This window comes from Xenorhabdus budapestensis, assembly GCF_017743015.1.
Taxonomy (GTDB): domain Bacteria; phylum Pseudomonadota; class Gammaproteobacteria; order Enterobacterales; family Enterobacteriaceae; genus Xenorhabdus; species Xenorhabdus budapestensis.
The window spans coordinates 3,343,866-3,355,944 of sequence record NZ_CP072455.1 but is presented as its reverse complement, the minus strand read 5'-3'; the positions used below and the strand labels follow the sequence as shown (position 1 = coordinate 3,355,944).

Here is a 12,079-nt window from a genome sequence, read left to right as displayed (position 1 = left end):
CCCTCAACAGAACAGGAAACGATGTCAGCAAAATTAACCGAAATCATGCCCGGCCTGAATGTGCCACTGACGACGCCCTTGTCACTGCGTCGCAAGGCGCAACATCAGGTGAGCAGCTACCAGCGGGGCGAGCGCAATTACGTCCGGTTGAAAGAAAAAGGGACCGGGTATCTGAAAATCAATGTGGGGTTGTTCTGGCGGTTGTTAAGCCGTGATAACGGGCAATCGTGGGAGCTGATGCTCCATGAACGTTATAACAATGAAATTCGTAAATAGTCCGTATTGAAGTCGTGTCATTTTGCATCCTGTTCAACGTCACAGGGTGCAGCCCTGACATTATTTTTACCGATTCAATTTAAAAGCCAAGGCCGGAGATCAAGGATCATGATAAACCTGTCAGCAGACAGCATAATTACACACACGATTGCTAAGATGAAAATGCGTCTGGAACACCGCGCAGACGATGACATTTCACAACTTCGCAGTGGTCTGCTGTTTATGGGGAATATTCAGGATGCCTATCCCCGCCGCCTGTTACTGGATGATCGCTTGTCGCCGCTGGATAAAACGGGCTGGATGATGATCCGGCTGTATGCGTTGAATAATGAAGGTGCGGTGTTTCCCAGCTATGACGAATTGCAGGTGCTGTTGGCATCGCCTTATAAAGGCAAGGCCTCGCGTGAAACCGTCAGCCGGGTGTTACTGATGCTGCGAATAACCGGCTGGCTGAGTTTATGCAAACGTATCCGGGATGAGCACGGGCGGGTACGGGGCAACATCTATGCGCAACACGATGAGCCGCTGACCTGCCGTGATGCCGAAATACTCGATCCCCACTGGCTGGATACCATCGCCGAAGCCTGTCGCAGCAAAAACCGCACTATCAGCCAGACGGCTTGGGATGTTATGACCGACATCAAAGAAGATCCTCTGATGCGACATCGCCACAGTCATATTCGTTTGCTGGAAGAGAGGTTAAGTGCCGTTCAGACGCCTCAGCAAAGGGTGATTCGCAAGTCTCTTCAACAAGAGGACAATCAAACCGAACTCAGGGAAATCAGGCCGGGTTCGGAAACCGGACTGAGTCAACAAGAGGAGCAGGCTGAACTGAATTCGGATACCGAACTCAGCCTGAAATCAACGTCTTATAGTGGTTCAGCTAAACCGAACTGTTATGTACGTTCTTTCACACAGAGTGTGAATAAAAAAACATACGTAGAACCCCAATCTGCGGTTTTTCTGCCGGAAGGGCTGTGCCGACAACTGGAATCGGAAGATGTGACGATGCTGACCAGCCAGTTGCAGGCGCTGCCCGCTGAACAGGCGCAGACCGTGCTGAGTTGTCTGGACAAGGCGCTACGGGCAGGGAAAATCGGTAATCCGGTCGGCTGGCTGCTGACGATGATGAAACGGGCACGGGACGGGCAACTGTATGCACAGGCTGAAACCACCATCGCTATTTCTGTCCCTGCAAAAATGCCGGTGAGGTGCGTACAGGAAACTGAACGCCCTACGTCACCCTCCTCACAAACCCATGTCCGCAGTATGGTGAAAGAGATTCGCCAGCGACTGACACAGGCAAAATATCATTATAATGTAATTGATTGAAAAATGATCACTGCTGGCACTGCCAGCAGTGATTAAATAATCGCCTTCTTATAATCAGCTGATTTCCCGTGGAATACATCATACTGAGCAATTGGGCTTTTAACTTTTCCCCAAAAACATATTCACTTAAACAAATGTATTATTGACGATCCGTTACTCCTGAGTATGATATTCAGTTCAGCAATAGGAGTGTTTATGACTCAGCTTATCCCACTTCATTTTTTCAAATATCTTTCAGATGAGACGCGCCTCCGCATCATGCTGTTGCTACGTGAGACTGGCGAGCTGTGTGTTTGCGACATCTCAACGGCACTTCAGGAACAGCAGTCTAAAACTTCGCGCCATCTGGCCATGCTTCGCGAAGCTGGGTTGCTTTTAGATCGACGTGAAGGCAAGTGGATTTACTATCGTTTGTCTCCACATATACCGGTCTGGGCAGCCAATGTGCTTGAACAGGCTTTTCAATGTCAGCAGGTTGAGATAGCTCAGTTGAGTACGCGACTTCAGAAGATTAACTCGGCAACAAGTGGTAAATCCGTCTGTCAGTAACAAGAAAAAATTTATTCAAACACATTTGATTTTTCACATATGTATATTTAGGAGAAAACCATGTGGCTTGCAGGAGCAATTTTTATTCTGACTCTGATTCTGGTGATATGGCAACCAAAGGGGCTTGGTATTGGCTGGAGTGCCGTCATTGGTGCCACACTTGCCTTGATTACAGGTGTTGTCCATATCAGTGATATTCAAGTGGTGTGGCAAATTGTCTGGAACGCAACGGCAGCCTTTATCGCTGTTATTATCATTAGTCTGTTGCTTGATGAATCGGGCTTTTTTGAATGGGCAGCTCTGCATGTTGCACGCTGGGGAGGTGGCAAAGGCCGTTGGCTGTTCACCTATATTATCTTGCTCGGAGCCAGTGTTTCCGCGCTGTTCGCAAACGATGGTGCGGCGTTGATTCTGACTCCGATAGTGATTGCTATGCTTCTGGCGCTCGGTTTCAGCAGGGGAGCCACGCTGGCGTTCGTCATGGCAGCAGGATTTATTGCCGATACGGCCAGTTTACCGTTAATCGTTTCCAATCTGGTGAATATCGTCTCTGCTGACTTCTTCAAACTGGGATTTCATAATTATGCCTCAGTCATGGTACCGGTTGATATCGCTGCTATTACCGCTACGCTTGCCATGTTACATTGGTTTTTCCGCAAAGATATTCCTAAGACCTATGACGTTACGAAATTGAAATTACCGCATGAGGCTATTCGTGATGTGCACACATTTAAAACTGGTTGGATTGTGCTTGTCTTGTTGTTGACAGGTTTCTTTGCTCTTGAGCCTTTAGGCGTCCCTGTAAGTTTGGTTGCTGCTGTCGCCGCTCTTGTCCTCTGGCTGGTTGCTCGCCGAAGTCATGTGATTAATACGGGTAACGTACTGAAAAAGGCACCCTGGCAAATCGTTATTTTCTCACTTGGGATGTATCTGGTGGTGTACGGCCTGCGTAATGTTGGTCTCACCGATGCCCTGTCTGGCATACTGAATATCCTAACTGATTATGGTCTCTGGGCAGCTACGTTGGGCACGGGTTTCCTGACAGCAATTCTGTCATCGGTGATGAACAACATGCCTACCGTTCTGGTTGGTGCACTTTCTGTTGAATCCAGTACGGCAACGGGCGTTATCAAAGAAGCCATGATTTACGCCAATATTATTGGCAGTGATCTGGGACCTAAAATCACTCCTATTGGCAGCCTGGCGACGTTACTTTGGCTGCATGTTCTCGCGCAGAAAAATATCATCATCTCATGGGGCTATTATTTCCGTGTCGGGATAGTAATGACCATTCCGGTTCTTTTCGTGACGTTGTCTACACTGGCACTGCGCCTATCGTTTTAATAAACCTTTAATTATGGATTGGATCACCGGATAAACAGAAAGAGAATGAATAATGACAGATATCACTATTTATCATAATCCGACCTGTGACACTTCGCGCAATACACTGGGACTGATCCGTAACAGTGGCGTTGAACCTGAAGTCATTTTGTACCTAGAAACCCCGCCTTCCCGTGAGATTCTGATCAGACTGATGGCAGATATGAGCATGACTCCTCGTGCACTGTTACGCAAAAATGTCGAACCGTATGAAGAACAGGGTCTGATCGAAGATAAATTCAGCGATGATCAGTTGATTGATACTATGCTAACGAATCCTATCCTGATTAACTGGTTGATCGTTATCACACCAACACATACCCGACTGTACCGTCCGTCTGAAGTTGTATTGGATATTTTACCGAAACCACAAAAAGGCACATTCATTAAAGAAGACGGTGAAAAAATTATTGATGAGCAGGGTTGTCGAATAGCAGAATGCCCGTGAGGAACAATGAAAATATTTAAAAATGAGCTAGACAATATTAAACCAGAAATATTTGATACGGAAATTTCAGCGCAATGGTTTAATACGAATCAATTTAATCATCCACCAAAAATTCTGATGCTCTATGGCTCAGTACGAGAGCGTTCATATAGCCGACTGGCAACAGAAGAAGCGGCTCGTTTGCTGGAGGCGATGGGGGCAGAGATACATATCTTCGATCCCTCAGGATTGCCGTTGCCTGACGATGCACCAGACACCCATCCTAAAGTGCAGGAACTTAGAGAATGGGTACGCTGGGCAGAGGGGATGGTATGGTGTTCTCCCGAACGCCACGGTGCTATGACGGGGATTATGAAAGCGCAGATAGACTGGATACCCCTCTCTGAAGGGGCGATACGGCCTTCACAGGGGAAAACACTCGCAATTATGCAGGTCAGTGGCGGCTCACAATCCTTCAATGCACTCAACCAAATGCGTATTCTGGGGCGTTGGATGCGTATGTTTACCATTCCGAATCAATCATCCATCGCCAAAGCATGGCAGCAATTTGATGATACAGGACGAATGAAACCTTCTTCCTATTACGACCGTATTGTGGATGTTATGGAGGAAATGATGAAGTTCACTTTGCTTATCCGGGGTAACAGTGATTATCTTGCTGATCGTTACAGTGAACGCAAAGGAAAGTGCAGCACAACTTTCAGCCAGAGTGAATAAGCAGGAGATTTAGGGTGGCCGTTATTGGTACGCTCAAGAATGCGTTCATGCTCAGCCTCATCGACAACTACGATGCTCTGAATCACCATTTTTCCTTCGGTGTTTAGGCTATTTTCCGGAGACTGAATAGCTATCTCCTTTTGATGGCAAACATCAACAATCCGGTACATTCAGAGATTCAATCTTTGTTCTGGGACTTTTACCTTTCTGTTGTATAAATATCACACACTGCTGGCACTGCCAGCATTGATTTAAAAATGATCAATTTTTAACATCAGGTTAATTCTGCCGGCTTTTCTTCTTGTCCCATAACTGGTTATCCATTGAATCACCGCCTGTTTTGCCCTGATAGTTTGACTGACTTATCAGGGCAAAACAGGAGTTTTTGTGTATGTCTGATGCAGAAGAAAAAAACGTATCTCAGCCGCATTTACGCGCCGGTGTCTTAACATCCTCGTTAACGATTGAACTGCATACCCACTATGCCATCCGGTTATGGGCGGGGCGCCGGCGGGAAGAAATCAGCAAGACGCATAAGGTTGCGGAGATCCTGGGGATGCCGCAGGTGATCAAACGGGCAGGTCATATCAGTGTGGATTCCGCTGCCGATAATCCGTATGCCGATGTCTGGCTGGTGAAGCTGGAACAGGCGTTGGAAGCCGCATCGGCCAATCTCAGGCAGAATCTGGCTATTTTGCAGGATACCCTGAATGCTGTCCCACCGCAGATCACTTTATCCGCCGTTTCCTCTGTCGAACCGTTGAATATTGGGGTTTACAGTCATTCGCCATTAGGTTACCGCTGTGTCTGGTTGCTGGTTGGTTACGACCAGCTGGCGATGAAAACATTTCAGGCTTTTCATTACGGACTGATTTCACGGGCAGAGCGAGATGCCTTTCTGCATAACGGCAGCCGAGCCATTCGCCAGATTTATGGTTTTGTGCGTTCTTATCGTTCACTGGCGGTCACCCGGCAGGATATTGCCCAGAAAACCCCAGCCGGGCTGGATGCCATTAAACTGTTGGGTGAACCGCATCCCGATAGTCTGTCAGGCAAGCAGCGTTCCGCGTTCGCCTCCCCGTTACGTTCCATCGAACACGATTAACGGAGGGGAAAAGATGCAGCTTTATTTATGTGAAAAGCCTTCTCAGGCCAGAGACATTGCTAACGTTCTGGGGGTGAAACAGCGCGGACAGGGATTTCTCTTCAGTGCCCGTATCATTGTCACCTGGGCCATCGGGCATTTGCTGGAGGTAGCGGCACCCGAACAGTATGGTGAGCAATTTGGTCCGCCGTGGCGGCTGGAGGTGCTGCCGGTACTGCCCGCACAGTGGCAATGGTCGGTGAAGGAAGCCACGGCGGCACAATTTGCTGTCATCGAACAACTGTTAAAACAGGCTAATGAAGTGATTATTGCCACCGATGCCGATCGGGAAGGAGAAATGATTGCCCGTGAATTATTGGAATATTGCCATTTCAGCGGTGCAGTCAGGCGGCTGTGGCTGTCGGCACTGGATGAAACCAGCATCCGGCAGGCTCTGGCTGTCATCTTACCGGGGGAGCAGACGGAAGCGTTATATCAAGCCGGACTGGGGCGGGCGAGAGCCGACTGGTTGACGGGTATCAATCTGACCCGTTTGTATACCCTGAAAGCGCAGGCTCTGGGTTTTGGCGAGGTCTTATCCATTGGCCGGGTACAGACACCGACACTGGCACTGGTGGTGAGCCGGGATAAGGACATTGCGAATTTTGTGCCGAAACCCTACTGGCAGGTGATGGCTAATCTGGAAAAAGACACTGTCCGCTTTCAGGCGAAATGGCTGCCCGCTCCGGAGGAGGGCGATGAAGAAAACCGTTGTACCCGGGAGGCCGTGGCACAGGCTGTGCAACAATGTTGCCAGCAGGCCACAAAGGCCACAGTGATGGCCGTCAGCAAAAAACGGGAGAAAACCCCGCCGCCGCTCTGTTTTGATTTGGGCACGTTGCAGCAGACGGCATCCCGTCTCTGGGGTATGGGCGCCAGTCAGGTGCTGACGATTGCCCAGTCCCTGTATGAAACCCATAAAGCCACGACTTACCCACGCACGGATTGCGGGTATCTGCCTGTGTCCATGCAGGCGGATATTCCGGTGGTATTAACGGCACTGACGCGAACCGACCCGGCCATGACTGACATTATCAGTCAGCTGGACGAACAACAGGTTTCCCGGGTCTGGAATGACAAAAAAATCACGGCCCACCATGCCATTATCCCCACCCGTCACGCCTTTGATCTCACCCGGTTAACGACCGACGAGTTACAGGTTTATCAGCTTATTCGTCAGCATTATCTGGCGCAGTTTCTGCCCACGCAGGAAACGGATGTGACGGAAGTGACACTGGATATCGGCGGGCAACGCTTCCGGGCGAAAGGGCGGGTCAATGTGACCACGGGCTGGAGAACATTATTTATGGAAAACTTCGCGGAAGATCAGGACAAATTCGAAGCGGATTCACTCCTGCCGCGCTTTCATCAGGGCGATCGCTGCCAGATTATTGCAGTCAGTATTCAGTCACTGCACACCAAACCACCGGCCCCGTTTACCGAAGGCACACTGATTGCCGCGATGAAAAATGCCGCCAGTCTGGTCAGTGATCCACAATTAAAGCAGATCCTGCGTGAGAGTGCCGGATTAGGCACGGAAGCGACCCGGGCCGGGATTCTGGACACCTTGTTTAAACGCCAATTGATTGAACGGAAAAAGAAAGCCATTCACGCAACTCCGCTGGCACGGGAACTGATTGCCGGACTGCCGGAGGTCCTGACCAGTCCGGGGATGACCGCGTTATGGGAGCAGTCGCTGGAGGATATTGCGCAGGGCAAAACATCGCTGGCGGTGTTTATGCAGAAACAGGCGCAATGGCTTTTGCATTTAGTCGAACGCGGCAAGGCCCAGCCGCTGCACCTGACGTTACCGAAAATCCCGGACTGTCCGAACTGTGGCAGCCGGATGCGGCAGCGGCAGGGAAAAACCTCGCCATTCTGGGGCTGTGTGAACTACCCGGGTTGTAAAGGAATGCTGAATGACAAAGCGGTCACCCAATCGCGCAAGGTCAGGCGGGCAAATCAACGGGCATGAAGATCTGGTTGTTGATTGACGCGCTGATGGGATGCCTGAAGAATCAGTCTGTTTCTTAAAGATCGGTAAGCCTGCAACGATCGCCTCCGGGTGGCTGCCAGACTCCCGTAGCCTGAAAGGGAGCGCGTCAACGCGGTACATCTGCCCCCCTTTGGAAGCAGATATTGCCAACTCAATGGCAATGAAGGTTTTTTTATTCTTTATCAGCACGTCAGTCACGTCTGAGTCTGACTCCCGGCGGGAAAAATCATTCCCGTCAGGGGAGAGATTTTCTCCGTCACACCTTATTTCTATGGAGAACATCGTATGTCTGAGAACACCACAACCTTAACCAAAAACGACTATTTCAACCTGAATATTAAAGGACTGGGTTATCTGAATAATATCCGCCATGTCAGCACGGCCAGCGGTACGTTTCTGAGTTGTGTGATCAATGCATTAAATGGCCCGGGTGATAACCCGGTCTATGTGCGTTTTGATATTACTGTGGTTGGCAAGGAAGCGACCAGTCTGATCGGTCGTTGCCAGAAATCGGTGGATGAGGATAAAAAAGTGCTACTGGGATTTACGTTAAGCAATCCCTCCACCGACATTTTTACCCTGAAACGCGGTGATCATGCCGGCGAACAGCGTGTCAGCCTGAAAGCCCGCCTGATTAAAGTTGACTGGATCAAAATCGGTCAGGACAAAGTCTATCAGGCCGAACAGTCTGATTCGGCTCCTCCCCAGAACGGAGTTGCGCAAACTGAATATGCAGAAAATTCATTCTGATATTCCTTTTACCCCACCGACTCGCCCTGATATTTCAGGGCAGTCCTTTTATTCTCAAAGACAACAGGATACAGAGATGAATATTTCCCTGATTGGTGTTCTGGCTCTGCAATACTGCCATAAACAGTTACCGTTAACCGTGTTGCGGAGCCGTGCCGGATTTTATATCGGCACCATGGAGGCGGGCGTTCCGTGCTCCCGTGAATCAACCGAATATTTTGCCAGCCGTGAGCAGGCAGAACTGGCGCTGCAACAAGGGCGCTGGACACAACGCCAGTCAGCATAACAGGGAGGAAATCAGCATGTCTTCGCGCGGCATTAACAAAGTGATTTTAGTGGGTCATCTGGGGCAAGCTCCGGAAATCCGTTACCTGCCAACGGGTGGTACGGTCGCAACGCTGTCACTGGCGACGTCAGACAGCTGGCGGGATAAACAAACCGGTGAGACTCGGGAAAAAACCGAATGGCACCGGGTAGTGATCTTCGGAAAATTAGCCGAAATTGCGGCGGAGTATCTGCAAAAAGGGGCTCAGGTGTACATTGAAGGCCAGTTACAAACACGTAAGTGGCAGGACCAACAAGGGCAGGATCGCTATTCCACCGAAGTGGTGGTCAATGTGAATGGCGCCATGCAGATGCTGGGCAGTCGTGGTGATACAAAACCCGTGGCTGCGCCGCAGAGCACACCGAAACCCGTTCAGAAGCTTCAGCCTGCTCAAGACGCTAAAAAGGGCAGTGCGCCAACACAAATGGCACAGATTCCAGCGTTGCCGGAAGAAGGAGAAGACGTAGATTGGGCAGATGAGATCCCATTTTGAGTGTTTAGGAGATAGAATGAACTCTGATTTTTGTTTTATTGATTAAACTGATATGCCCCATTAATGGGGCAATTTTGTTCTTTTTAATTTATACTTTCAATTGTTTTTACTGGAGTTAACTTATAATAAGGTTCCTTATCCTGACATTTTAATCTTGAAACTGTCCATGAATTTTGTGTTTTTATAAATGCTCTATATTCGTCATTACTAATACTCATATACCGAGTTGTATTTTTCTCAGGTAAACTCATATAGTTTTCATTGCAAAAAAAAGTACTTCTGGTTTCCATAGGAATAGTTATTTCTATGATTGAATTGATTGCTTTATCAATGTTAACATTGAGTAAAATGCAAGTAAAAAGCCAAAGTAGGAGTATTGGAATAGCTATTGGTAGGCTGCTGTAATATATTTCTTTTGATTTTTTATTATCAAATGGTTTTTTTTCAAAAAGAGCTAAAATTACAGGAAGAAATACTGTGAATGTTAAATACACCATCGTTATAAAAATTATTGTTAATCCTATTGTGGTTGGCTTGGATAGTGTAGATTCATAACTTATATCAAATTCTTCTGCAACAGCACCTCTTGAAAAAGAATAAAAAAAATAACTCAATAAAATCCATATAACTTTAACTATGGATAAAAATGCAGGATTTAAATTATTTTTTTTGTTTATAGAATTCGATGTGAATGTTAGTATGGATATAAGTAGGCATAGAATGGAGCATATAAATAGAACTATTGTGCTTGCTGAGTCCCCGGTTTTTTTTATGAATATAAAAGTAAAGCAAGATGATAATAAAAATAAAGATGATAACATTGAAAAAATGATGCTTGTATAATAAAGGGATATTTTTTTATTTATTTTTATTTTTAAACCTATTTTTTCATGAAATATTATAATTAATACTATAAATATCATGCCTAAAAAAATAATAACTGGTGTTTTGGGTGATTTCATATAATATAATAAAAATGATATTGAAATATAGAAACATAATAAATGATAAATATAAACATATTTCGCGGGTGATATGGTTTTTTTTGACATGCTCCCTCCATTTATACTAATTTAATTATCAATGATAATATATATATATGGTTTATCCATTTTACATAAAATACATTATGCATTTTAATTTCCTGTTATGGTGTGATTTTAATCACTGTATCACTGTTTTTATATCTATAAAATAATATTTATCTTTTTCATGAGATAATGCTCAACCATAAGATGGTAATATTTATAGTGATTTCTTTAATAATGAGGTTGTTATTTTTTCTTTTTTATGATAATTATTTTTTAAATAAAAAATCGAGTATCTTATATGAAATTTTTGATCGATACCCACTTAAAAAGAGTAGAGCAACACTTGGATGAAGAAGATAAAGATAATTGGCAGGTTATAGAAGGAGCAAGTGATGATGCTATCAATAAGTTACTTTCTATATACCCGGATTGTCCTATCACTCTGCTTGAACTCCTGAAACGTGTAGATGGCACATATTGGCGTAAGTATGGAGAGGTAACAGTCAGTTTTTTGTTGTTTGGCTCGGATGTTGGTGAAGATTTTGGATATTATCTTTTATCCTGTGATGGTATCATTGAAGAGAATAAATGTGCTACAAGTATTGCAGATGATTATGGTGAGTGGTTAGAACAAGAAGACATCATTTTTGTTGATAAACGTATTGATATAAATATGCCGATGGATAAGCGTCTTTGTTTTGCTCATTGTATGAATAATGGTGGTACCTCTATATTATATATAGATTTCAATCCTATTAATGATGGTAAAGTTGGACAAGTAATACGCTATTTGCATGACCCTGATAGTTATATTGTATTAGCTAATTCTTTTGATGAATACCTTGATAAATTAACTAATACTGATTACCAGTTCGTCCCACAATATCGTTGATTGACAAGATCAAACATCAGCTATATCATATAAGTGCAGTTTGTGGTGGTAGGAGAACCCCACGTAAAAAACAGAAACCTCCAAACAGAAGTATAGTGGTGGTAGGAGCGCCCCACGTAAAAAAACAGAAGCCTCCAGATTGAATTAACTGCCAGAAAAAACCCCTGAACTGGGGTTTTTTTTGTTCCAGATAAAAGTGATCAGGATGAAATTAAGAAAATTAGATCAAACCTTCTATGATGAAAATGTTTATCTCATACAAGCACTTGATAATGAAGATGGTAAGTGGGCACCCGGTAAAACGCGCGGACATGGTATTGTTGTAATTAACATAAACCAATTAACTTTTGCTATTCCTCTGAGAACTGCGATTAAACATAATGCAGCCTATATTACGCAAAAATATAACCAGAAAGGAATGAAAGGTAAAGGATTGGATTACTCGAAAGCATTATTAATTACCAATCCGAAATATATTTCTGATGAAATATTTTTGATCCCACCAGAACAACATAAAAATATTCAGGGAAAGGAATTTTTCATCACAAGAAAATTTGAGAAATACGTGGAAAAATATATTAAGGCAGTTAAAAGAAAGGATAGGCATGTTCTTAACAGTCTGGAATATCGTTTTACGACATTGCAAAATTACCATAAGCAGTTAAACGTTTGAGTATATTGTAATCGCCTTACCGTTGGTTTGTATTATATTTAAACAATGCTAGTGACTAAAATAATTAAAT

At 45.2% G+C, this 12,079-nt stretch carries 13 protein-coding genes and 1 pseudogene; 13 read left to right on the top strand and 1 reads right to left on the bottom strand.

Going from position 1 to position 12,079, the window contains the following annotated elements; genetic code table 11:
- Positions 1–21 precede the first annotated feature (21 nt).
- From HGO23_RS14680 to ssb, 11 genes and pseudogenes are all read left to right on the top strand, one after another.
- A complete protein-coding gene (locus HGO23_RS14680) occupies positions 22–276 on the top strand; it encodes a ParE family toxin-like protein (RefSeq protein ID WP_209027104.1) in 255 nt (84 codons plus the stop codon).
- Positions 277–384: 108 nt separating this feature from the next.
- Positions 385–1,608: an STY4528 family pathogenicity island replication protein gene (locus HGO23_RS14675; RefSeq protein WP_209027103.1), complete on the top strand. Its 1,224-nt coding sequence runs from the start codon at positions 385–387 to the stop codon at positions 1,606–1,608.
- 195 nt (positions 1,609–1,803) lie between these two features.
- On the top strand, positions 1,804–2,157 hold the full coding sequence (locus HGO23_RS14670) for a metalloregulator ArsR/SmtB family transcription factor (protein WP_209027102.1): 354 nt from the start codon (positions 1,804–1,806) through the stop codon (positions 2,155–2,157).
- Positions 2,158–2,217: 60 nt separating this feature from the next.
- Positions 2,218–3,501: an arsenic transporter gene (locus HGO23_RS14665; protein ID WP_209027101.1), complete on the top strand. Its 1,284-nt coding sequence runs from the start codon at positions 2,218–2,220 to the stop codon at positions 3,499–3,501.
- Between the two features lie 52 nt (positions 3,502–3,553).
- The gene (gene arsC / locus HGO23_RS14660; protein ID WP_209027100.1) at positions 3,554–3,988 is read left to right on the top strand and encodes an arsenate reductase (glutaredoxin); all 435 of its coding nucleotides are present in this window, start codon (positions 3,554–3,556) and stop codon (positions 3,986–3,988) included.
- Positions 3,989–3,994: 6 nt separating this feature from the next.
- A pseudogene (gene arsH, locus HGO23_RS14655) lies at positions 3,995–4,718 on the top strand (arsenical resistance protein ArsH).
- 378 nt (positions 4,719–5,096) lie between these two features.
- Positions 5,097–5,810: a PFL_4669 family integrating conjugative element protein gene (locus HGO23_RS14650; RefSeq protein WP_209027099.1), complete on the top strand. Its 714-nt coding sequence runs from the start codon at positions 5,097–5,099 to the stop codon at positions 5,808–5,810.
- A 13-nt stretch (positions 5,811–5,823) separates the two neighbouring features.
- Positions 5,824–7,824 (top strand): DNA topoisomerase III, encoded by a 2,001-nt coding sequence (locus HGO23_RS14645; protein WP_209027098.1) that lies wholly within the window; start codon positions 5,824–5,826, stop codon positions 7,822–7,824.
- Between the two features lie 306 nt (positions 7,825–8,130).
- Positions 8,131–8,595: an STY4534 family ICE replication protein gene (locus HGO23_RS14640; protein ID WP_069317030.1), complete on the top strand. Its 465-nt coding sequence runs from the start codon at positions 8,131–8,133 to the stop codon at positions 8,593–8,595.
- The gene (locus HGO23_RS14635; RefSeq protein WP_416776488.1) at positions 8,576–8,881 is read left to right on the top strand and encodes a hypothetical protein; all 306 of its coding nucleotides are present in this window, start codon (positions 8,576–8,578) and stop codon (positions 8,879–8,881) included. Before HGO23_RS14640 ends, HGO23_RS14635 begins: the two co-directional genes overlap by 20 nt.
- Before the next feature lie 16 nt (positions 8,882–8,897).
- A complete protein-coding gene (ssb, locus tag HGO23_RS14630) occupies positions 8,898–9,413 on the top strand; it encodes a single-stranded DNA-binding protein (protein WP_209027097.1) in 516 nt (171 codons plus the stop codon).
- A gap of 83 nt (positions 9,414–9,496) precedes the next feature.
- Here ssb and HGO23_RS14625 read toward each other — a convergent pair whose 3' ends face one another.
- Positions 9,497–10,465: a hypothetical protein gene (locus HGO23_RS14625; protein WP_209027096.1), complete on the bottom strand. Its 969-nt coding sequence runs from the start codon at positions 10,463–10,465 to the stop codon at positions 9,497–9,499.
- A 277-nt stretch (positions 10,466–10,742) separates the two neighbouring features.
- On the opposite strand from HGO23_RS14625, the gene HGO23_RS14620 reads away from it, so the two are divergent.
- Complete coding sequence (locus HGO23_RS14620) at positions 10,743–11,336, top strand: SMI1/KNR4 family protein (RefSeq protein WP_209027095.1); 594 nt, start codon at positions 10,743–10,745, stop codon at positions 11,334–11,336.
- 205 nt (positions 11,337–11,541) lie between these two features.
- A complete protein-coding gene (gene tenpIN / locus HGO23_RS14615; protein WP_209027094.1) occupies positions 11,542–12,009 on the top strand; it encodes a type III toxin-antitoxin system TenpIN family toxin in 468 nt (155 codons plus the stop codon).
- The last annotated feature ends 70 nt before the right edge of the window (positions 12,010–12,079 follow it).